This window comes from Argonema galeatum A003/A1, from assembly GCF_023333595.1.
In the GTDB taxonomy this organism is placed as follows: Bacteria; Cyanobacteriota; Cyanobacteriia; order Cyanobacteriales; family Aerosakkonemataceae; genus Argonema; species Argonema galeatum.
On record NZ_JAIQZM010000006.1, the window covers coordinates 106,479 to 128,152 of the forward strand.

Annotated in this window: 26 protein-coding genes and 1 pseudogene; 16 read left to right on the forward strand and 11 right to left on the reverse strand. The window is 44.1% G+C overall.

The genetic code is table 11. The features are described 5' to 3' along the window. Window positions 1-19 precede the first annotated feature (19 nt). From LAY41_RS08960 to LAY41_RS08970, 3 genes are all read left to right on the forward strand, one after another. On the forward strand, window positions 20-592 hold the full coding sequence (locus tag LAY41_RS08960; protein WP_249096609.1) for a Uma2 family endonuclease: 573 nt from the start codon (window positions 20-22) through the stop codon (window positions 590-592). 408 nt (window positions 593-1,000) lie between these two features. Beyond that, window positions 1,001-1,270, forward strand: coding sequence for a type II toxin-antitoxin system ParD family antitoxin (locus tag LAY41_RS08965; protein ID WP_249096612.1), 270 nt, complete (start codon window positions 1,001-1,003; stop codon window positions 1,268-1,270). After that, entirely contained in the window at window positions 1,267-1,572 is a 306-nt protein-coding gene (locus LAY41_RS08970) for a type II toxin-antitoxin system RelE/ParE family toxin (RefSeq protein WP_249096615.1), read from the forward strand. Before LAY41_RS08965 ends, LAY41_RS08970 begins: the two co-directional genes overlap by 4 nt. On the opposite strand, the gene LAY41_RS08975 is transcribed toward LAY41_RS08970, so the two are convergent. Then, window positions 1,569-2,393, reverse strand: a complete 825-nt coding sequence (locus LAY41_RS08975; RefSeq protein ID WP_249096621.1) for a pentapeptide repeat-containing protein — start codon at window positions 2,391-2,393, stop codon at window positions 1,569-1,571. The two genes, LAY41_RS08970 and LAY41_RS08975, sit on opposite strands and share 4 nt — an antisense overlap. A gap of 330 nt (window positions 2,394-2,723) precedes the next feature. Here LAY41_RS08975 and LAY41_RS08980 point away from each other — a divergent pair, with 330 nt between their 5' ends. The 4 genes from LAY41_RS08980 to LAY41_RS08995 are packed head-to-tail and all read left to right on the forward strand — an operon-like array spanning window position 2,724 to window position 4,251. Further along, window positions 2,724-3,218 (forward strand): hypothetical protein, encoded by a 495-nt coding sequence (locus LAY41_RS08980; RefSeq protein WP_249096624.1) that lies wholly within the window; start codon window positions 2,724-2,726, stop codon window positions 3,216-3,218. 5 nt (window positions 3,219-3,223) lie between these two features. Then, entirely contained in the window at window positions 3,224-3,547 is a 324-nt protein-coding gene (locus tag LAY41_RS08985) for a hypothetical protein (protein WP_249096626.1), read from the forward strand. A gap of 30 nt (window positions 3,548-3,577) precedes the next feature. Next, window positions 3,578-3,985, forward strand: coding sequence for a hypothetical protein (locus LAY41_RS08990; RefSeq protein ID WP_249096630.1), 408 nt, complete (start codon window positions 3,578-3,580; stop codon window positions 3,983-3,985). 50 nt (window positions 3,986-4,035) lie between these two features. After that, window positions 4,036-4,251 carry a hypothetical protein gene (locus tag LAY41_RS08995; RefSeq protein ID WP_249096640.1) on the forward strand — a complete coding sequence of 72 codons (216 nt, stop codon included), beginning with the start codon at window positions 4,036-4,038 and terminating at the stop codon, window positions 4,249-4,251. Window positions 4,252-4,302: 51 nt separating this feature from the next. Here LAY41_RS08995 and LAY41_RS09000 read toward each other — a convergent pair whose 3' ends face one another. The 5 genes and pseudogenes from LAY41_RS09000 to LAY41_RS32575 form a co-directional block, all read right to left on the reverse strand. After that, window positions 4,303-4,446, reverse strand: coding sequence for a hypothetical protein (locus LAY41_RS09000; protein WP_249096641.1), 144 nt, complete (start codon window positions 4,444-4,446; stop codon window positions 4,303-4,305). A gap of 28 nt (window positions 4,447-4,474) precedes the next feature. Further along, window positions 4,475-5,392 carry an Rpn family recombination-promoting nuclease/putative transposase gene (locus LAY41_RS09005; protein WP_249096643.1) on the reverse strand — a complete coding sequence of 306 codons (918 nt, stop codon included), beginning with the start codon at window positions 5,390-5,392 and terminating at the stop codon, window positions 4,475-4,477. Window positions 5,393-5,610: 218 nt separating this feature from the next. Next, window positions 5,611-6,042: an HNH endonuclease gene (locus LAY41_RS09010; protein ID WP_249096644.1), complete on the reverse strand. Its 432-nt coding sequence runs from the start codon at window positions 6,040-6,042 to the stop codon at window positions 5,611-5,613. Continuing rightward, entirely contained in the window at window positions 6,032-6,439 is a 408-nt protein-coding gene (locus tag LAY41_RS09015) for a hypothetical protein (RefSeq protein WP_249096652.1), read from the reverse strand. The genes LAY41_RS09010 and LAY41_RS09015 overlap by 11 nt, the downstream gene beginning before the upstream one ends. A gap of 179 nt (window positions 6,440-6,618) precedes the next feature. Further along, window positions 6,619-7,308, reverse strand: a pseudogene (locus LAY41_RS32575) (adenylate/guanylate cyclase domain-containing protein); the annotation flags it as partial. Window positions 7,309-8,458: 1,150 nt separating this feature from the next. Between LAY41_RS32575 and LAY41_RS09025 the strand changes: the two are divergent. From LAY41_RS09025 to LAY41_RS09035, 3 genes are all read left to right on the forward strand, one after another. Next, window positions 8,459-8,710, forward strand: coding sequence for a hypothetical protein (locus tag LAY41_RS09025; protein ID WP_249096656.1), 252 nt, complete (start codon window positions 8,459-8,461; stop codon window positions 8,708-8,710). A gap of 93 nt (window positions 8,711-8,803) precedes the next feature. Continuing rightward, on the forward strand, window positions 8,804-9,007 hold the full coding sequence (locus tag LAY41_RS09030) for a hypothetical protein (protein WP_249096659.1): 204 nt from the start codon (window positions 8,804-8,806) through the stop codon (window positions 9,005-9,007). Beyond that, entirely contained in the window at window positions 8,992-10,353 is a 1,362-nt protein-coding gene (locus LAY41_RS09035) for an NAD(P)/FAD-dependent oxidoreductase (RefSeq protein WP_249096660.1), read from the forward strand. Before LAY41_RS09030 ends, LAY41_RS09035 begins: the two co-directional genes overlap by 16 nt. Here LAY41_RS09035 and LAY41_RS09040 read toward each other — a convergent pair. Then, a complete protein-coding gene (locus LAY41_RS09040; RefSeq protein WP_249096661.1) occupies window positions 10,350-10,610 on the reverse strand; it encodes a hypothetical protein in 261 nt (86 codons plus the stop codon). The genes LAY41_RS09035 and LAY41_RS09040 overlap by 4 nt on opposite strands. A gap of 143 nt (window positions 10,611-10,753) precedes the next feature. Here LAY41_RS09040 and LAY41_RS09045 point away from each other — a divergent pair, with 143 nt between their 5' ends. After that, window positions 10,754-10,945, forward strand: coding sequence for a hypothetical protein (locus tag LAY41_RS09045; RefSeq protein ID WP_249096662.1), 192 nt, complete (start codon window positions 10,754-10,756; stop codon window positions 10,943-10,945). An 83-nt stretch (window positions 10,946-11,028) separates the two neighbouring features. Here LAY41_RS09045 and LAY41_RS09050 read toward each other — a convergent pair whose 3' ends face one another. Together LAY41_RS09050 and LAY41_RS09055 are read right to left on the reverse strand one after the other, a co-directional pair. After that, window positions 11,029-12,621 carry an NAD(P)H-hydrate dehydratase gene (locus LAY41_RS09050; RefSeq protein ID WP_249096663.1) on the reverse strand — a complete coding sequence of 531 codons (1,593 nt, stop codon included), beginning with the start codon at window positions 12,619-12,621 and terminating at the stop codon, window positions 11,029-11,031. A 160-nt stretch (window positions 12,622-12,781) separates the two neighbouring features. Further along, a complete protein-coding gene (locus LAY41_RS09055) occupies window positions 12,782-13,888 on the reverse strand; it encodes an SPOR domain-containing protein (protein WP_249096664.1) in 1,107 nt (368 codons plus the stop codon). Window positions 13,889-14,074: 186 nt separating this feature from the next. Here LAY41_RS09055 and mnmA point away from each other — a divergent pair, with 186 nt between their 5' ends. Further along, entirely contained in the window at window positions 14,075-15,151 is a 1,077-nt protein-coding gene (mnmA, locus tag LAY41_RS09060) for a tRNA 2-thiouridine(34) synthase MnmA (protein ID WP_249096867.1), read from the forward strand. A 49-nt stretch (window positions 15,152-15,200) separates the two neighbouring features. Then, window positions 15,201-15,806: a hypothetical protein gene (locus LAY41_RS09065; protein ID WP_249096667.1), complete on the forward strand. Its 606-nt coding sequence runs from the start codon at window positions 15,201-15,203 to the stop codon at window positions 15,804-15,806. Window positions 15,807-15,846: 40 nt separating this feature from the next. Here LAY41_RS09065 and LAY41_RS09070 read toward each other — a convergent pair whose 3' ends face one another. After that, the gene (locus LAY41_RS09070) at window positions 15,847-16,200 is read right to left on the reverse strand and encodes a hypothetical protein (RefSeq protein ID WP_249096672.1); all 354 of its coding nucleotides are present in this window, start codon (window positions 16,198-16,200) and stop codon (window positions 15,847-15,849) included. Between the two features lie 215 nt (window positions 16,201-16,415). After that, the gene (locus tag LAY41_RS09075; RefSeq protein ID WP_338022964.1) at window positions 16,416-16,727 is read right to left on the reverse strand and encodes a papain fold toxin domain-containing protein; all 312 of its coding nucleotides are present in this window, start codon (window positions 16,725-16,727) and stop codon (window positions 16,416-16,418) included. A gap of 315 nt (window positions 16,728-17,042) precedes the next feature. Here LAY41_RS09075 and sat point away from each other — a divergent pair, with 315 nt between their 5' ends. The 3 genes from sat to LAY41_RS09090 all read left to right on the forward strand — a co-directional run bounded on the left by sat (window position 17,043) and on the right by LAY41_RS09090 (window position 21,563). Beyond that, window positions 17,043-18,209 carry a sulfate adenylyltransferase gene (sat, locus tag LAY41_RS09080; protein WP_249096675.1) on the forward strand — a complete coding sequence of 389 codons (1,167 nt, stop codon included), beginning with the start codon at window positions 17,043-17,045 and terminating at the stop codon, window positions 18,207-18,209. A 133-nt stretch (window positions 18,210-18,342) separates the two neighbouring features. Further along, window positions 18,343-20,649, forward strand: a complete 2,307-nt coding sequence (locus LAY41_RS09085) for a caspase family protein (protein WP_249096676.1) — start codon at window positions 18,343-18,345, stop codon at window positions 20,647-20,649. After that, window positions 20,646-21,563: a TPR end-of-group domain-containing protein gene (locus LAY41_RS09090; RefSeq protein WP_249096679.1), complete on the forward strand. Its 918-nt coding sequence runs from the start codon at window positions 20,646-20,648 to the stop codon at window positions 21,561-21,563. The genes LAY41_RS09085 and LAY41_RS09090 overlap by 4 nt, the downstream gene beginning before the upstream one ends. The last annotated feature ends 111 nt before the right edge of the window (window positions 21,564-21,674 follow it).

Here is a 21,674-nt window from a genome sequence, read left to right on the forward strand (position 1 = left end):
TTTTTAGGAGATTTACCAGATGTTTGTCAGCGAAAGCAGTATTTATATTTCTCGCGAAAACTATCTAAAAGGTGAAGAAATCAGTCCGATCCGGCACGAATATATTCGAGGAGAAGTTTTTGCAATGGCTGGTGGTACTCAAGCTCACAATATTATAGCAGGTAACATCTTCGCTTTGCTGAGAAACCACGTTCGGGGAACAGGATGTCGAGCTTTTGTAGAAAATATAAAAGTATTGATAGATGCTGCTGATGTATATTATTACCCCGACGTAACAGTAAGTTGCGATGAAAGAGATAGAAATTCGTCAGATTCTTTCATTCGCTATCCTTCCTTAGTTGTAGAAGTTTTATCTGACAATACAGAAGCGTTTGACAGAGGAGATAAGTTTGCTGATTACCAACAAATAGAAACTTTGCAAGAGTATGTATTAATCGGTCAAAAACGGCAAAAAATTGAGTGTTTCCGGCGCAATTCTGAGAGACGTTGGGAACTCTATACTTATCAAAAAGGGGAGGAAATTTATTTGGCTAGTGTTAATTTTAGGACGGCTATTTCAGCTTTGTATGAGGATGTGGCGGAATTTAGTTAAAATGGTAGCTGTGCCTGGTTGTAGGGACACGGCATAATTAAACTTGCGTCTTTCGGAATTGTTATGCTAGTGTTTATGGTGAACATTTTTGTAGGGACACGGCATCATAAATATGTCGGTATAAATAAAAATTTTAATTATGCCGTGTCCCTACAGCATAATTAACCCGAAATAACCAAGTAGGGGCGGGTTTTGCCATTATTCTGGTCTGAAAACCATAAATTATCTGCCAAACCCGCCTCTACAGGTTGCCTGTACCTCACCCACTCGCCAGCTGCTATAATATTTCTAAAAAGTCCTGCACGACTCGATCTGGTTTTTCTTTGCATTGGATAATGTCGTAATGCTGGACATTTTTGGGGAATACATATAAAATTAGATAATTACCTAATCAAGCCAAACTAGCTTATGAATATAGCATTAACACGGGAGCAAGAAGAGTTTGTTAATACCCTGGTAGAAAGCGGTAAATACTTATCTGCTAGTGATGTTATTCGTGAAGGAATAAGGCTTTTGGAGGATCGCTATATTGTGTACCAAGCGCGACTTGCTGAACTCCAAAAGGAAATCGATATTGGCATGGAACAGCTTGAGAGAGGAGAAAAGATTGATGGGAGAGAGTTGATCAAGCGGCTACATGAGAAAAACCGGCAAAGTGCCGAAGGTAAATCGGAATGAAAAACTATTATGTGTCGCCGCAAGCAGCTAGTGAAATCGAAGAAATCAACGATTACATTGCTTCTAAAGATCCTGCTGCTGCTGATCGATTCCTGAGAGCGCTTACACAAAAATTTGAGACTTTGGTAAATTTTCCAAATATGGGTCGCAGATGGGATAAACTATCTCCCCCATTACGGAGTTTCCCGATAGATAATTACTTGATTTTCTATCATTCGATAGAAGACGGTATTGAAGTTGTGCGTGTAGTTAGTGGCTACCGTGACCTTGAAAATCTGTTTTCTGGGGAGTCAAATAGCTAAAGTGCTATCTGAGTTAATATTGCCAAAAAGTCCTGCACGACTCGATCTGGTTGTTCTCTGCATTGGGTAGCGTCGTAATGTTGAACGATCGCAATTCCGTGAGTTTGAAAAGTGCGATCGCGCTTTTCTAATTTTACCACATCTTGCTCGGATAATTCACTATCAATTTCAAGAATTCCCCATTTACCTTGGTGGAAGATGAGAAACTCAGGTTCTTGGTTTTGTCTACCTTCGGTCGTTGTCAGTCGCGCTTTGGAGTTGGGGATAAAGAGGACGTTGGCCCGATCGAGCGCTTCAGCTATTTTTACTTGTGCTTGTGAACGCAGAGGTAAATCGTTCCAGTAATAGATTTCCTCTTCTGAGTTAGGTTGAATTTCTTGGTTATCTGCTTCTTCATCTGATTCAGTGTTATTTTCAGGTATTAGGGATTTTGGTAAATTTGCCTGACACAAATTTGACTCAATTAAGTTTGCACATATTCTAGTTACACTTAGGCTTGCTCCACTTAGGTTAGCACCGCTTAGATTAAGTTCAATTGCGTGATTTCCATGTAAGTTAACTTGATTTTTCCTTATGTATCGCTTTAAAACTGTCTTCAAGTTATCTTTTTTAACCTTTTCCCCTAATGCCTTTGATAATAGCTTCCATAGTTCATAACCAGTTGCTTTTATATAATCATGGTTATATCCAGTGTTTTTAGCAATCTCCGCATAAGACCATCCTTCCCAAGATTGCCGAAACACTAGCTCTTGAACTTTGTTTAAGCGTTGGTAATCTATTATGGCAATTTCCACAAGCTCTAGTGCTTCTTCAACAGTCATTTGTAAAAGTCCCTCAGTAGTAGAGTTTTAAGTTCCGCGTAGGGCATAGCCAAGATCCTGGAAGCTAGAATACCCTGATAAGTAGGTGGGCATAATTAAACGTAAAACTGCCGCGCCCTTAGAAACCCGGTTTCTTGGAGAAACCGGGTTTCTGGGAGTTCAGTTTATTTACGCCCACCTACTTAGACCTAGATTCTACCGCAATGAGCAAGCCAGTATTACTTTTCTATTACTTTTCTATTACTTTTTCTCACTGACAAAGCTGAGCCATAGTCGCTAAGGTATACCAAAGGCAGGTTGTAAGCGCCATCAAACAGTATGCAAAAAAGTATGCAAGACTTGGCAGCGCGAATCAGACAGGATTTAAATGAGTACCAAGCGCAGGTTCAAGCAAGGCTAGAAAACCTACTTACTCAAGGGTTAGTGTCGCAGACACAACTAAAGGAGATTGTTATAGACGCTAAAATTACAGGTCAGAGTGTTATAGAAGCTTTAACTTCACAAGCAAATTATTCTGAGGAAGTAACCGAAATTTACGTTTACAGTTTGTTTGATAGATATAAAAACGCAGTTGAAAAGAAAATATATGACATAGAGCAAAGAAAAGAATCTGTTCACAGAGAGCAAAATGTAGTATATAGCGGGGAATTATTCGGCAAAGTAATTTGCAAATTTTTAGTGAGCTTATTCAAATGGGAAAAAAGTCCTATCTTAAATTTTTTAGTGAGCTTATTCAAATGGGAAAAAAGTCCTATCTTGAAAGCTGCAAAAAGTATGTTTAGCAGGTTAAGAAATAGAAATATAAATTCAATGCGAACTAAATAGATATTATGATAGATTTTATCGTTGCTTTTATTTTGCTTATAATTTTAGTCTGGCCTGCTCAAAAACTTATAGCATGGTTTGCATCTTTCCTGCATAAAAAACTACCTGAAAACACACCGATATTACCCAACTTAACGCTGGAGAGTGCTAAGGCTCAAATTAAAATGAAACACGGTCATGCAAATCCAAAGGAAACTAGGCTCGCTATTAGATCTGCTGTTGTTATATCAGGTTTGATAACAGTATTAATTCAATCTCATCTATTAGCTTACATTATTATTTTAGTAATTTCGATTTGTGTTTTAATCAGTTTTATAGATGTAAAATAAAAATTGTCATTACCGGAGTTAAATTTTACTATGGATAAGCAAGATTCAGTAAAGATTAGGATAGCTGGAAAAACTGTTCCTGTTTATTTTAAGGATCAAAATGGCACTATAGTAGTACCTAGTGAGGTTGAACGAGATATAGTTCTTGGTTTGATAGGTCGCGCACTAGCCAGCCCAGTAACAGCATTAGTTATTGTTTTGGGAAGTGGATTTCGTGACATTAGATTGAATTACCAGCTTCTGGCAGAATTCATACACACGGAAGCGTATGAAATCGAGGTTCAAGGACAAGTCGAAAGAATGAACAGCGTAATTCGTGTTTTTGGGCCAAAAATTGATGAAATTATGAATAGTAATTTCTCTGAAGAAGTTAAGCAAGATGGCAAACGTAAAATGCTGGAAGCAATGAACAAAAGACTTAGTGAATTTTCTAGTTGACGCTGTTGAAAAATTCAAGGCTGTTAGGCAAAACTTAGAGGGGTTGATGTATGGTAAATGATAATGGGGCGCAAAACGAAGACTTACTGAAAACTAGCAGTAGTCAAATTCAAAAATATAGCAACACGCCTGCTATTCAACTCATACGCAATACAGCTAAACTAAGCGAGTCTATGAAAACGGCTTACAGCAATGAAGTTACTAAGAGCATTGCTATAAGGACTGAATATGAAATTTGGCTAGAGTACGATCGTGGTAAATCTTGAGTTCGCACCAAAACCAAGAAAGCGACACCTTAGAAACGACTGTAGAGAACACTAGGGAAGAATAGCGATCGGGCCATCAACACCAACCGCCACCTCAACAGCATTAGAGAACACAGGGAAAAGAGCGATCCCTCCATCAACCAAAGCTGGGAGGATTGTTTCAGAAAAGGGTAACACCCCATCTAAATTAATCAAAAGGGGTGTTTATTCCCTACCATTTTATCTAATTCAAATTATCCAACCAAGCAGTTAAATCTGCTGGCGATGAAAAATCCAACAACGCTTCCGCCAAGTTCTCTAACTGAGAAAGCGATAAAGCGCGAATTCTCTCTTCCGTGCTAGGTGCGATTTCTCCCACCCGCCGCATCAACTGGCGCAGAATTTGGAAGAATGCCTGCTGTTTTTGTCCTTGTTGCAAACCTTGTTGCAAACCTTGTTGCAAACCTTGTTGCAAACCTTGCTGCAAACCTCGCTGCAAACCTCGCTGCTCACCTCGCTGCTCACCTTTTTCCACAATTTGTTGATAAAACAAAGATTCTTGCATATTATCCTCCCGAAATAGCTGACTAATTAGATTTGGTTTATGCAGTAAACCCGCCATTACTGCGGTACAAACTAATATTTCCCTTCGTTGTGCGGGGTCTTGAATTAATTCAACCTCTGCCGCTACTTGTGCTAACAATTCTCTGGGTGCATTACTGCGAGTTAGAGGTGCTAGCGGTAGCAAAGCGGGTTCGGCTAAAAAAGATGCGGGGTCTTCTTCCCATAACCGAATTACCCGATAGGGATGTACGGTGTTTCCTACTTGAAATCGGTCTAGGAAAACTAGGGGTGAGTCAATGCGTTGCAAGTAAATTACTACTTGTTCTATTCTACATCTATATTTTCCGTACAGGCGAACCCAATAGTTGAGCATCCGTTCGGGAATTGGTGGATCTGAATAGGGTAATTTTTCAAACTCTAGATGTAAAATTGTGTTACCGAACCGTAATAAAATTAAGGAATCGGCTCTAATTGGTTCGGCTGGTAATTCGGTTTTGAGGATTTCGACAGTGGTGAATTCCTCATTGGGTAATAACCAGCGGACGAAACTAGCTGGATTTTGGGAGGCGATGTATTTGCAGGTGTTATCGTAGGCCAATGTTTTGTTTTTTGCGAGCGAAGTTTATAGTTTTTTATATTATATTGACAGCAGATAAAATTGGGTGAAAACAGCGATAATACTAGGTATTGCTGTCTCGATTGCACTTCTGGCTCCCCATCAAACTAAGTTGCAGTAACTTGTGCGATCGGGCCATCAACACCCACCGCCACCTCAACAGCATTAGAGAACAAAGGTTTTTGGAGTGCGATCGCATTTTAGCTTTCCGATAGTGGATGCAAACCAGCCATAACCAACAAGCGACGCAAATTAACAACACCCGTTCTGTTTAAACGAAGCGCATTAATTGTCGCTTTACCACAAGGAGTTTTGCCAATAACTTCCGTGCAATCATCACTCCAGCCAAAATGCTCTGTCCAAACTTGTTGTCGGGGGTTAAACAAAGCCACTTTTTGACCTGTTTCAGGATCGGTATCATCAGTTTTCGTATGCTTGTGAGCGTTACAACCAAAACAAGACCAAGCTAAATTATCTAATGTGGTTTCGCCACCTGCTTGACGAGGCTTGATATGGTCAACTGTGAAACTCTCAGTAGCGAATTGACCAGGACTGCGGCAATACTCACAGTAATTTTTAGCTCGCGTCGAAACGGCTTGTTTAAAAATAGATGTAACTCGTTCAGATGACACTGGATATTGTTTCCTGTGATGTTAACTCGTCAAGTAAGGTGTTCAAATCGACATTTTTGATTTTAGCCAATTCAATCAAAGCTGCCAATCGCTCTACATCTTTATTTTCTATTCGCTCTACATAAGATAATAATTCACTATGCTCCACTTCATTTATTTCACCAGTTTCAGCGCGATCGCGCAGATAGTCCAGTCTTAGTCTGTCTTGTGGGGGAAGTCGGTGCTGAATGATTTCCAGTAAAGCACTTTCTTCTGAATTGTGTGGCTCTGGATTTCTTACTCGCTCGGCCTTTGCACGCAAAGATTCGAGTAACCCAACGGCTTCAAATAACATTTCTTTTGGCAATTTTTTAACTAATTCAATCGCTTTTTGGCGAATCTCTGTTGGTGTCGTCATCTTACACCTCGTTAGTTTATACTTGTTTATATTATAGTCGCAGGATATAACCGTAAGAAAAAAAGCTCGATATGCCGTACCCTGGGGGAAGGCTACGCCTACGTCAGCTACGCGATCGCACAACTCACTTCACAGCATTCTCAGGTCGCTTTGTCAAGGGGTTTTGGAGTGCGATCGCCTTAGAAAGAGGATTTGCTTTTAAGCAGATAAGTGAGCATATCTCCTCTACCTTTGACATGAATGGTTCCGCGTTCCTCAAAAACATACTGATTTTTTAATATTTCATAAACTTCCTTGGTAACTTGAATGCAATTGGGTATACCTTGAGATTCCATGCGACTTGCTATATTCACAGTATCGCCCCACAGGTCGTAAATAAACTTTTTCAGACCAATTACCCCGGCAACTACTGGCCCGGTGTTGATGCCAATTCGGACGCGAAAATCTTGATTGGTTTCGATGTTTACTTTGTTGAGCGCCAGTTGCATATCCAAAGCCATATCTGCGATCGCTTCCACATGATCGGGCCTTGGTATCGGCAGACCCGAAACCACCATGTAAGAATCGCCAATAGTCTTGATCTTTTCCAATCCATGCTTTTCTGCCAGCTCGTCAAACCGCGAGAAAATATTATTGAGCAACTCCACCATTTCCGTAGGCGGTATCTGGGTCGATAGCTGGGTAAAACCAACGATATCAGCAAACAAAACCGTGGCTTCGTTAAATTGTTCTGCTAGAGTTCCTGTAGACTGTTTTAAGCGATCGGCGATCGACTGCGGCAAGACATTCAGTAGCAGACGTTCTGATTGTTCCTGTTCGACAGTTAGTTGCTGATAAGCTGCTTCCATCTGGCGACGAGCCTTAAATTCAGACCGCTGTAGGCGTTCGTACAAGTAAACTGATAGGTCGCAAACAAAACAAACCCAAAACATATATAAATACAACAAACCTGAAGTCATCCACGGCGCTGGCATCTGGGCCACCTTACCCAGGAGAAGCTGCACACCGAAATAGTAAGCAAAAACGCCCAACTGAGAGACAAGGTGCAGCCGCCAGCAGACTGGGACGAGGGTAGCCATGCCGAAAAACGCTAGGGGCCAGCTAAGGATATTGGGTTCCAACTTATCGGCGACGGTAACTATCAGCAGGGGAATTAGGGTGATAGACCAAGAAAAAATCAGGAATATTAAATTTGGGTAACGGCGACCCAAGCGAGTTCTCAGGGATGACAAACACACCAGCAGGCTTAGTTCCGAAGCGATATGCGTTATTAACGCCAAGCGATCGAAATACTCTGGCCTAACGATAAAATTTCTAAGTTGCAGGGCGATAAAACTCAAGAAGCTGATGAAGGCAATCCGCAAACCTAACCGCAGCCGCTTTTGCAGGAACTCCCGCCGCCACGCCTCGTAATCAACACCTTCCTCCTGAGTCTGTTCTTGGTGTCTCTTCAGCTTCCTCTTCAGTGAAGCCAGGAGGGTGTTGCCGAATAATCGTTGCCGCATTATTTTTACCGAATTCAGGCTCATCTGGCTAGTCTTCACCCTAGCAGACTAGCTTAGTTCACGTCATGCGGATGGGTGAAGTGTCAGCATTCTGCGTGAATTAGAAAGGATGAAGCACAAAGGGAGTTCCATCTTCGCGATTCATGTCCTTTAGACATCTCCTTTCAAAGAATGTAGAGACGTTGCATGCAACGTCTCTACAAGGGTTCAAGGGTTAGCACCTTTAATTTCTGGAGAGATTTATTGAGCTTTCCGCGTTTTGAAGCGAGTGTGCCGCTTGGCTAAGTGTCCACCATGAGGCGCAGAAGTATCTTTAGCAGAAGAGAAATGCGATCGGGCCACAGCCACTCAAAAGCTTATCCATCAAGGATTATTCAAAACCTGCCACCAAGAGCGGATCTTCGAGGCTTTAGCAGTCACCTGAGAGACTGACACACAACGACACAAGAAGCTAACCAGAATTTTTTATTTTGAATCTAGAGAACGAGAACATTTAAAAGAGGGCATCAAACTTATGCAGAAGAATATTAACCCACAAATGATGGCTATTGTTAATGATTTAGATGCTTTGATAACGGAAATTGACGAAAACCCGTGCCTGTCTTCTTGGGTAGTTCGTCTGGTACTCAAATCGATTAAGGATAAAGCACGAAACACGGTTACGGAAACAGCGCCTCAACCAGTGTCTGCGAATTTGGTGCCTCATCTCGAAGCTTTGGACAACTCATCTACTATTGGTAAAAGACGAGCTAGAATTTTATCCTAATGTTGCCATAAGGCTTAACGGTTGCAATTTCGATGACAGACTTTCTGGGCAAAATCATTAGACATCTCCTTTCAAAGAATGTAGAGACGTTGCATGCAACGTCTTTACAGGGTTACAGGTAACGCACCTTTAATTTCTGGAGATGTCTATTTTATTTGTTTACTTGTAGCGATCGCTACCCACATTTTTGTCAGTTCGCACTATAAAGGAAACATCGGTAACATCAAAAAGGTTTCCTCAAACGAGTCACTGGCAAAATCCCAGAAAGGAAGTTCCCACTTATGGCAGATGCACTAGAAAATCAATCTCCTCACCATGTCGTGATTGTCGGTGGCGGTTTTGGCGGACTTTATGCTGCTCAAGCTCTTAATCGCCCGCCTGTGAAAGTAACTTTAGTCGATAAACGCAACTTTCATCTGTTTCAGCCACTACTATATCAAGTCGCAACAGGTAGTCTATCCCCTGCGGATATTTCCTCTCCACTTCGTGCTGTGCTAAGTAACAACAAAAACACTAAGGTGCTGCTGGCAGAAGTAAAAGATATTGACCCAGAACAGCGAAAAGTAATTATGAGTAGTGGCGAACTCAGTTACGATACATTAATTGTTGCTACTGGTGTCAGTCACCACTATTTTGGAAATGACCAATGGGAAATGGTTGCACCGGGATTAAAAACAATAGAAAATGCGCTGGAAATTCGGCGTCGTATTTTCTTGGCATTTGAAGCGGCAGAAAAAGAAACCAATGCCGAAAAACGGCGTGCTTGGTTGACATTTGTAATTGTGGGTGGAGGGCCGACAGGAGTAGAATTAGCAGGTGCGATCGCAGAACTTGCTTTCAGCACTCTCAAGAAAGATTTCCGAGACATTGACACCACTGAAGCTCAAATTTTGTTGCTGGAAGGGACCGATCGCATCCTGCCTCCCTACCCACCAGAATTATCCGCAAAAGCGGAAACATCGCTCAATAAATTGGGCGTTACCGTGCTGACAAAAACCCTAGTTACTAATATTTCAGACAATATCGTCACCACAAAACAAGGCGATAAAATTGAACAAATTTTAGCGCGAACAATATTATGGGCTGCTGGCATAAAAGCTTCTGGGATGGGAAAAATTCTCGCACAACGCGCAAATGCGGAACTAGATCGAGTAGGTAGAGTTGTCGTCGAACCAGATCTGAGCCTACCGAGTTATCCTAATATTTTTGCGATCGGAGATTTGGCAAGTTTCTCCCATCAAGACGGAAAACCTTTACCCGGTGTAGCACCAGTGGCGATGCAGGAAGGAGAATATGTTGCCAAACTGATTAAAAAGCGACTGGTTGGTGAAACAGCGCCTCTTTTCCGTTACGTTGATACAGGTAGTTTAGCCGTTATCGGACGAAATGCTGCTGTTGTAGACTTGGGTTATGTCAAGTTATCGGGTTTCTTCGCTTGGCTGATATGGGTATTTGTCCACATTTACTATCTCATCGAATTTGACAACAAATTAGTGGTGATGATTCAGTGGGCTTGGAACTATTTTACGCGCCAACGTGGAGCCCGTTTGATTACAGGTGATGAATCGCTGGGGATGATTGAAGTTGATGCTAACGGCGATTATTCCGTACCAGCGAAAAGTAAATCGCCAGTCGAAGTTTAGTCAATTTCATCATCATCGGGCAACTTTTCCATCTCCTCGGCAATCATCGTCTGAAAATCTTCTCCACAATGAGTATTTAGATGAATCGCAACAGCCAGAAGTTCAGCTAGAATTTCGGCTTGTTGCGTATAACTCTGGTGAGGCAACTTTAGCTGGTCGATTAATGCTTGGACGTTGGCGCATTCCTCACCCAACTCGGCAATCAAAGTGCTGAGGGTGGGGTTGGGTATCGGAATTGGGCGATCTTTTATTTGCATAATTAAAGCCCTAAAATAAGTAACCAAACATTTCTATTCATCTGTGTTCATCTGTGTTTATCTGTCTTCATCTGTGGTAAAAAAATCCCAAACATACTTTAAGGACATAGTTTTTCTTACCCATCGGGATACTGTTTGGAAGTATGCAGCACCCGCAAAATCTGTACCGTCTTCCCTCTCACTCGATAGATAATATCATTTCCGGTAGTATCGGTCACCTAAAAAATTCGCGTTCTTCTCTTATCTGCGTTCATCTGCGTTCATCTGTTTTCATCTGCGGTAAAAATTTAACCAACGATGACAACAGACAATTTGACGATATCACTAATGTATAGCAATGAAGTAAACCCAGAAACCCGGTTTCTTCAAGAAACCGGGTTTCTTTGTACCTCACTCACCTGAAAAGCGCTGTATTTCCTCATTCAGCACTACATACCACCGGAATCAAATATTGCGTTAGTGTAAACGCATCAACTCCCAACTCAGTTCGCTCTTTGGCTGCCAAAATCCCCGCTTGCGCGTGCCACCAAGCACCTGCTGCTACGATTTCTTCTACGGGTAATTCCTGAGAAGTTGGTTGCGCTAAAAGTCCGCTCAATAGTCCAGTTAGGACATCTCCACTGCCGCCACGTGCGAGGGCTGGTGTGCTTTCGGGAATAATCCATACCGAACCGGAAGGGTTGGCAATTGCTGTTCTCGCGCCTTTTAACAACACTACCGCACCACTCAAGCGAGACGCCTCTCTAACCGCACTCACCCTGTCTGTTGTGGGATCTGGTGCATCTGGAAATAGACGCTTGAACTCACCTGTATGGGGTGTCAGGACGGTGATTGCCTGCCGCTTTGATAGCTTGGGGATGGTTCCCATTTGGGCGAGGATATTTAAGCCGTCGGCGTCTAAAAGTAGGGGAAGTTCGCTTTCTAACACGGCTTGGACAACTGGCCTAGCATCTTTTGTCAAACCTGGGCCGCAAGCGATCGCACTATACGACCCCAAATCAATTTCTTCTGGCAGCTGGGAAATCGCACCGCTTTCCGTCTCCGGACAACCAATAATCAGTGCTTCCGGCAGATGTGATACTAACAGGGATTTCAGAGATTCCGGTACGGCAATTGAGAGCATCCCCACACCACTCGCTCTTGCTCCCAAACCACTTAAAATAGCTCCTCCAGCATATTTGCGGGAACCGCAAATGAGTAGCAAATGCCCCATTTTATACTTATGGGTGACTGGCGGACGGGATAGGGGCAAATGTGCGATCGCAAATGCTTCCGTCACACGCTGTATCTCAGGCGTTTCACCGAGTACCGCCGCGATATCCGCCAGCGGAATATCAAAATCAATTAATTCAGCTTTGCCAACATATTCTAACGCTCGATCTTGTAATAATCCCTGCTTCCACAAACCCAAGCAAAGAGTATGAGTGGCACGAATAGCTGTTCCCAATACCTCCCCCGTATCTGTGTGCAAACCAGAAGGCAAATCGATGCTAATAATCGGTTTGGACAACTGATTGATTCGATCGATCGCAGCAGCAACCGGATCGGTAATCGCTCTTTCCAACCCAAATCCAAACAACCCATCAATTATTAGATCGCAATCTGATAACAGGGAAATTTCTTCAACAAATGGAATGCCTAAACTATTAGCATACTGAGCGTGTTGGGCTGTCAATTCCTTTAGTTTGGTAAAAGGATGATAAATAACAATCTCATAACCCTGGAAATGCAACTCGCGGGCAACTACCAACGCATCGCCACCATTATAACCTGGCCCAACCAAAATGCCCACTCTTGGCGATTTTGGATGATTGGAAATTAGGGATTGGTAATTGGGGATTCTTTTTTCTCCCCCACTCCCCCACTCCCTGCTGATGTGACGGACAATCAGACTTGCCACCTTTTCCATCAAAGCGGCGACTGGCATCCCCGCAGCAAAGACGCGCCCTTCAATCTCGCGCATCTGCTGGGCACTCACGACTACCTGTTGAATTTTTTCCACCCTGTCCATAGATTTTAGATTTTATTACACTTCAATCTCAATCTAAAATCTAAAATCCAAAATTGTTAAGTAGGTGGGCATAATTAAACGTAAAACTCCAGGCCCTTAGAAACCCGGTTTCTTGGAGAAACCGGGTTTCTCTTAGTTCAGTTTATTTACGCTCACCTACTTAGCTGCCGTGGAAAACTTGTGCATTGGTCATCCCAAAATCTTGCAGATAGCGCCCCCATCGCTCTGCTGTTTCTCGATCGGCAAACGGCCCTACCATTACAAATGGTTCTTTAGCATTCTCTATTTGGTAAACTCCTCTTTCCATTCCCAAACCAGGAGCCATGCGTCGGACGTGAGCTTCGATCGTAGTTAATTCTGCTTCACTGCCTGGAATCATTATCCCATAGTAATTATCTGCGAATGAATTAGAGCGAGTCACAACATTATTTGCAAACAGCAAATTGCTTTGATAATTATCTCCAAGTACCTCAATAGTAGAATTATCATTTGAAAACTCAGTAGTATCCAATACACTCACATCGCCGACAATTTCAGCAAGGATACCCCGTTTTTGCAGTTCGCTGACAAGCTCTTGTGCCCTGGCAGCACTGCGATATTGCCCTGCCACAATGACCTTTTGTTGGGTTCTTGTGTCAATGCCTAAAGTTGCATTAAACACTTCTCTTTGAACCATGTCTAAGAGAGATGGGTTATTCACAATAACAGAAAACTGAGATGTTCGCCTGGTAAGGATCGTGCCTATTTCAGTAGAAAATCCCTCTTGTCGCAGCCTTGCACGGGTGTCTTCTGCTACCCACTGTTCGCCGTAAGATCCCACTTGAATGACATCTTTTCTCCCGTAGTGCATCTTCCTAGCTTCCGAATATATGTTCTGAACCTGTTCGAGGAGGCGATCGCTATATCTGGGAATATAAACTACATAGCTTTGATAATCGCACGGCGTTGCTTCGCAATTGCACCGCTGCCTTTGACAATTAGAGCGCCAGCGCCTGTTGGTTCTCGTCCTGGAGGGTCTCCTCCGGCGAGCCAGTAGTTGTGGAGAATCAGTTTGCTGCAATCTCGGTGGCGGTGGCAGTGGTGTTTCCAAAAGTCGTTGTGCAACTGATAAATTGTTGGTAGTCAGTTCTGCTTGGACAATGGTTTGGGGAACCAGCGCTAGAGCCATACTCCCAATTAGGAGGGATGCCAAAGGTGCAACTGGTGCCATATTAAATAGTTTCATCCGACCAAATCCCCTAATTTTATTTTGCAGATTTCGTTTCATGCCAAATTTTTAACCTATCTATTATTTAAGCACCCCGGCTAAGACAGTTTATAGCCTATTAACGCATGACTAGGCTATTGCTTCTCATGTCGATTGGGCAGTACTGCCATGACAGGTCGTTGTAGGAGTGTTAACTTAGAAGTAGCAATGCTTGCGTTAAGCAAGATTTCAGTCATTTTTGGTTCCATGAACAAAGTAGTCGTTGGCCTTTCGGGTGGCGTTGATAGTTCAGTTGCAGCAGCGATCCTTCATCATCAGGGATATGAAGTCGTTGGTTTGACCCTTTGGCTGATGAAAGGGAAGGGTCAGTGCTGTTCTGAAGGGATGGTCGATGCTGCTAAAATTTGCGAACATCTGGACATTCCCCATCACATTGTCGATAGCCGCGATGTGTTCCAAGCCAATATTGTGGACTATCTGGTAGCGGGTTACAGCGACGGGATTACCCCCCTGCCTTGTTCCCAGTGTAATAAGAGTGTGAAGTTTGGCCCGATGGTGAGTTATGCTCGCGAAAAGTTGGGTATTGACAAAATTGCCACGGGACACTATGCCCGGATTAGCTATGATGCCGATCGCGATCGCTATCAGTTGCGGCGGGCTGTAGACCTGAATAAGGATCAGTCATATTTTTTGTACGATTTGACACAGGATTTGCTTGCGGCATCCGTATTTCCGCTGGGAGAAACGCACAAGACCGAAACTCGGCAAATTGCAGCCCAATTCGGCCTGAATACTGCCGATAAGCCGGAAAGTATGGATTTGTGCTTGGTGGAAAGCAATGGCTCGATGCGGGCGTTTCTGGATAAGTACATTGCACCGCAAAAGGGCAATATAGTTGACGAGTCGGGTAAGGTGCTGGGGCAACATGATGGTATCCATCATTACACGATCGGTCAGCGGAAAGGGATCGGGATTGCAGCGCCCCAAGCCCTGTACGTGATTGGGTTGGATGCGGTAAACAATCGGGTGATTGTAGGCGATCGCAATAGTGCCGATCGCACAGAATGCACCGTGGCGCGGGTAAACTGGGTGTCTCTAGCACAACCATCTGCACCGATTCGCGCCGAAGTGCAAATCAGATATCGATCGTCCGCTGTACCCGTTACCGTGATTCCTTTGTCCGGGGACGGGCAAGATGCCCATTCCACAAGAGTTAAGCTGGTATTTGACGAACCGCAGTTCAGCATCACCCCCGGACAAGCCGCAGTTTGGTACGACGGCGATATCTTGTTGGGTGGCGGTATCATCGAAAGGCAAAACTAAGAAGTAGGGCGGGCAATGTCCGCCCTATTCTACTTTTGAGGTAAATTAAATGTCTTATAGTGATTTCACTCTGAGCCAACTGGTAAAAATATTTGGTTTAACCATTAACGAAACAGTCGATTTATTCGCTGCTGTTGAAGAAGTAGAGTCCAGCGATTATCTAGCTTTTTATCTCAAAGAAAATATTGCCTTAGCTGTTGCTATTAATACAGAAAAAGCTCGTTCTGAAATGATAATCGCGCCTATTTTGCTTGAGGTGAGGAGGCGTTTAAATTATCAAGTGAGTTTATTTTCCGGGGTGGACTTTAACGTAGACAATGACAGAGGGTTAAATGGAGTTTGTGATTTTTTAATTAGCCGTTCAGCAGAACAGCTTTTTATTCGCGCTCCAGTTATTACTATTGTGGAAGCGAAGAACGAAAATATCAAAACTGGCTTTGGGCAATGTGTTGCTGAAATGATAGCAGCACAATTGTTTAATGAACGGGAAGGAAACGCCATTAAAACAATTTATGGGGTTGTCACCATAGGCACGATATGGAGGTTCTTGAAATTAGAAGGTAATGTTGTTGATATTGATTTAACAGAGTATTATATCAAAAATGTCAATAAGATTTTGGGAATATTATTGGCGTCATTTAAGGAATCAACCTGAGTAACTTCTGACATAAAAATTCTGGCCTCTCCGTGCCAACCTAATTTGGTAAAGGACTTTCTCCATTCTGGAATTTTTCAAACAACTTGAAAAAATTATCTAGCGCATCTCTTTCATCCGCTGAATAGAAAAGAATTATACTATCCCATCCGTGAGATGAAGTAATATTAAATTTTTGCTGTATCCAATCTTGAAACCCGTTAAATTCCCGTTCTTGATCTGTTCGAGGCAAGCCAAGTTCACATTGAGCCAAACCATATCCGTCCAAAAGCATACGAAGCCGGGTAATGGAACACTTACCTAAGTACATACCCGGTCGCTTTTTGATTTCTTGCAGCATCTCATAGAGATATTCAGATTGAACCTCTGCTATTCTCTGACGAACTTCTGTCATAACACTTTCCTTTAAAATTCCTCTTCTGTTACTTGAAACTGTTCGCCATAATGTGGTTTACCATAAAATAACAGATTATTCATCCATTCAGATCTAGAACAACGATTCAGTAATACTTAGTGGCGCGTTTTGATCTGGTAGGGGCGAAGCAAACGGGTGTGGAAATTTATCGCTTTTACCGTAGATTTCCACACCCGTTTGCTTCGCCCCTACGATTACTGAATTGGTGTGCTGGGAATTCCATCATGGTGATGGTTATCAAAAACAGTTTCTATGCCGTTGATGACAATTGCAATTCCTTCATGGCGACCATTAACGGAAATAGCGTCTCCTGGGATGCTATCATCATAAATGCGGCTGTCCCAACTTGCTGCATCGCCTGTGTAGAGTTTGACGCGCTTACCGCGAATGTCCTGAGATAGCAAGTAGTCCTTTATTGCTCTAGCGCATTCAACGCACTTAAGGTTTTCGTAAGTGCTGGCTCTAGCTCCAACTTGCAGGATTTGCGCGGCACTAATCTGAGGGATGTTTACCTCCTGCTTTAATTAGCTAAAACGATAATACCATAACTGAAATTCTTACCCGACTTACACCTGAGCAAGAAGCATTAAGGGGGTCAAGTATCCTTGGGTCAAAAAACAGGATTCATACAAGCATTAAGGATGTCGCGAAATGTTCAGTCTGCTCCTTCGGCAATTTAGTGGGTAAATTGGGGAGTAGAGCCAGAGAAATTTTGCGTGCCAACCGGAAATATTACAGATGTTGAAATACTCTCATAGCTTGGTACGATCGATCCTTGCAGCTACAATCTAAAATACTTGCATCCAAAATCAAAAATCGATATGAGTCATCGTCAAGATGGGATTGAGCCTCACGGCGGTCAACTGATTAATCGCATTGCTACACCCGAACAAAAACAAGAATTTCTCTCAAAAGCCGACTTTCTGCCGCGAGTGCAACTAGATGAGCGAGCAGTTTCCGACTTGCAAATGATCGCCATTGGTGCATTTAGTCCCCTCAGCGGCTTCATGGAACAGGCAGATTACGAGTCAGTCGTTGCCAATATGCGGCTGGCGAACGGTTTGGTTTGGTCAATTCCGATCGCCCTTTCGGTGACAGAGGAAGTTGCAGACTCTCTTACTGAAGGCGACTTGGTGGGCTTGGACGACCCCACGGGAAACTTTATCGGCGTTTTGCAGCTAACCCAGAAATATTCATACGATAAAACTCGCGAAGCGATTAACGTCTACCGCACCGATGATGAGAAACACCCCGGCGTGCGAGTTCTTTATAACCAGGGGCCAATCAATCTGGCGGGGCCAGTGTGGTTGCTGGAACGCGATCGCCATCCCTATTTCCCCAAATACCAAATTGACCCAGCCTCCTCAAGGCAATTATTTAAAGAACACGGCTGGAAAACCGTTGTAGGTTTCCAAACTCGCAACCCCATCCACCGAGCCCACGAATACATCCAAAAGTGCGCCTTGGAAACCGTAGATGCCTTATTCCTGCATCCTTTGGTAGGCGTAACAAAGGATGATGACATTGCAGCCGATGTGCGGATGCGCTGCTACGAGATTATGATGGAACACTATTTCCCGAAAGACAGAGTGATTCTCGCCATCAATCCGGCTGCGATGCGCTACGCGGGGCCCAGGGAAGCGATTTTCCACGCGATGATTCGCAAAAACTACGGCTGCACTCACTTCATCGTCGGACGGGATCATGCTGGTGTAGGAGATTACTACGGCACTTACGACGCTCAGTATATATTTGATGAGTTTGAGCCATCTGAATTAGGTATTGTGCCGATGAAGTTTGAACACGCTTTTTATTGCACCGTTACGCAGGGTATGGGAACAACGAAGACTAGCCCCAGCACCCCGGAACAGCGCATTCACCTGTCGGGAACGAAGGTGCGGGAGATGTTGCGGCGGGGTGAGTTGCCGCCGCCTGAGTTTTCAAGACCAGAGGTAGCGGCTGAACTGGCAAAGGCGATGCACCAATAGTTACAGCCCTTGTCAGGTGAGTGAGGGACGAAAGAAACCCGGTTTCTCCAAGAAACCGGGTTTCTGAGGAGTAGAGGAGAGCTTTTTAACTCAAATAGGCTGATAGCTGAATCCTAGAAGGCAATAGCTAACTATGAAGCGACGGAGTTTTTTGCAACGGGCTGGCTCGGTACTGGCAGCCTTGGGAGTAGGAGAAGCTGGGCTGGTGATGACGGGAAATCGCTATTACCAAGTTTTAGCGCAACCCAGTCCTCGCAAGTTGGCAATGCTGGTGGGCATTAACCAGTATTCTGGGAGTTCGCTTACGGGTTGTCTGACTGATGTGGAACTGCAACAAGAACTCCTGATACACCGATTTGGCTTTCAGCCAAGCGATATTTTGGTTTTGACCGATCGACAAGCTACACGACAGAATATAGAAACGGCTTTTATCGAGCATTTAAGCAAGCAGGCTAAACCGGGTGATGCGGTAGTTTTCCACTTCAGCGGCTATGGTAGCCGCGCCGAAACGATGGATGAGGAAGGAGAAAGGATGAATGAGGAAGAATCATTAATCCAAAATCCAAAATCCAAAATCCAAAATTTGTTAGTGCCTGTGGATGGGGTGGCGAACGGGGTGCTGGAAGAAACGCTGTGGTTGTTGTTGCGATCGCTCGATACCGACGCAGTTACAGCAGTATTGGATACTAGCTACACTGACCTGGGTACTGGGCTTTGGGGCAATCTGCGAGTGCGATCGCGTAGCGTATTGCAAAGCAACGTATCGCAACCCCAACAACCAGCAGGGCAGCCAAGTACCGAGGAGCTAGCCTTCCAAGCACAACTTCGGCTGAATTCAAAACTCAAAACTGCAATTCCAGGGGTAGTGCTGACGGCAGCAGGCCCTGATCGGCAAGCATTTGAGGAGCAGTTGAATGGTGTGGGTGCTGGGCTGTTCACCTATGCTTTGACTCAATATCTCTGGCAAGCGACCCCCGCGACTACCGTTCAAGTCAGCCTGTGTCGGGTTGCTGCAACGATCGAACAAATGGTGGGGAACAAACAGCAACCCATGCTGGTAGCAACTACCGATGATTTGTCCCTAAAAACCAATCCCAAGCAAACATCCCTGACTTATCATCTTTTTCCCAACAGTTCCGAAGCCGATGGCGTAGTAACGGCCGTGCAAGAAGATGGCAAAGTTGCACAGTTGTGGTTGGGAGGACTGCCGATAACCATTCTGGCGTCCTATGGGGTGAATTCTCTCCTGACTTTGTTACCGCCACCGGGTTCTGAAGCTGTTGGGAATAGCCCACGGCAACTTTTGATTCGTTCCCGCGAGGGTTTAAAAGCAAGGGCACGAATTTTCCCGTTGTTGACTGGCGAAACTTACCAATTGCAACCAGGGCAACTCGTGCAAGAATCCATCCGGGTTCTGCCCCGCAATGTCGGCTTAACGGTTGCTATTGATAGCAGTCTAGAACGAATTGAGCGAGTGGATGCCACCAGTGCTTTTTCTAGTATTCCTAATGTGTCATTGGTGGTGACGGGGGAGCAGCCTGCTGATTGCGTGTTGGCTAGAGTGCGAAAAAGCGGACTCTTGACTGGGGAAAAGTCTTCTTCTTCTCCCATCTACTATTCCCAATACGGTTTGTTTTTACCCGGTTTTTATCTGAATCCCAATACGGTGGGAGTAGAGGGGGAGGCGGTAAAGACGGCGGTACAAAGGTTGGTTCCCACGCTGCAAACGCTGTTGGCGGTTAAGTTGTTGCGCTTGAGTGGGAATGAAGGTGCTTCCCGCTTAGGTGTTCGGGCGACACTGGAGATGGTTGCTCCCACCGAACAGGTGCTGATGCAACGAACCACTGTTCGGGCGATTGGGCCTGCCCCTGCAAGTGACTCGGTTTCCACAGATTTGGCTGAAAATGCGGCGGGGATGACAGATTCAGGGATTATTAGTTTGCCGATCGGTAGCCGCATTCAGTACCGAGTTCATAACTACAGTGATGTTCCTGTTTATTTTATTCTGCTCGGTACGGATACCAGCGGTAATGCGATCGCTCTACTACCTCCCCATTCTTTCGCCAATCCCAGCGGTTTGGAAACTAACCCTTTACAGCAGCAGGCGGTAGGCATTGGTGAGACTATCATTTTACCTGCTGCTTCCAGTCCTTTTAAATGGGTTCTCCAAGGCCCAACCGGACTCAATGAAATGCAACTGATCTTGAGTCGCGAGCCTCTGACTCAGACTCTAGCTGCTCTGGAAAGCACGCAGCATCCCAGAGGAGATTTTCAACGTCTTGGTATCTTAGTCAGTCCTTTGGAGGTGGCGCGGGCAGTTCTGCAAGACTTACACCAAGCTAGTCTTCCTGCTGCCGAAACGATCGCTGCAACCCCCGATTCCTTCGCCTTTGATATGAATGCTTGGGCAACTCTCAGTTTTATTTATCAGGTTGCATGAAGATTAACTATTGGATTACCTGTGCTATTTTATCCGTAGGGCTGAAGGTTTTTGCCGCCCCGACGCCCCCACAGCCGATATTTTCGGCCCAGCTAAAGCCCGCTTCTGAGATTTCGCAGACTGAGCGCGAGGAACTGCAACAGCTGCGCCAAGATAAGGAAATACGCGATCGCGTCCAGACGGAAGTCGATCGGGCCTTTAGCCGCGCTACAACTTTAATCAATATTTTGCTATTCGTGATGACTCTGTTTCCCTTTGCGACAGCTCTTGGTGTTTGGCTTCTCCGTCGCAGCGCGATCGACCAAATTGTCTCTGAAACGAGAAATGAATTAGAAAAAGAAGTCCAAAAACAACTAGAAGCTGAAGTAGCAGATGAATTTAAAAAACAAGCGTCAGCTTTTCAACAAGAAATGCAAAAGTTAGAAGCGGAATTTGGATCTCATCTGGATCAATTGCAGGCTTTATTTATAGATGGCAATACCGAGGAAAAGAATAATTTAAACGAACAACAAATTGAAAGTTTTAGTCTTCAAGCTGCACCGCAGATACCGACTCTGGCTGAACCACAAATCGAAACTCCTCAAGCTGAAAATGAAGAAAAAATTTCTGCTAATCCGGGCGAAGTTTTGAGCGTCGATGAGTATTTAGAACAAGGTAATGTACATTTTGCTGAAGGTCGTTATGCAGAGGCAAACAATTGTTATAACCAAGCGCTTAAAATTGAACGCGATTTCCCTGAAACTCGTTATCAAAACGCTCGTGCTTATGCGAGGCGAAGGAATATAAATCCCGCCATTGGAAATCTGCAATGGGCAATTGACATTGAGCCTATGTATAAAGAAAAAGCGAAAATTGACTCTGCTTTTGATGAAATGCGAGAAAATGAGCAATTTCAGAAATTAGTTGATGAATAGTTATTAGTCATTGGTCATTAGACAAGATTACCAAAGTCAATATACTTCATCCGATTTATCTGCGTTTATCCGCGTTTATCTGCTTTCATCTGCGGTAAAAAATTATAGATT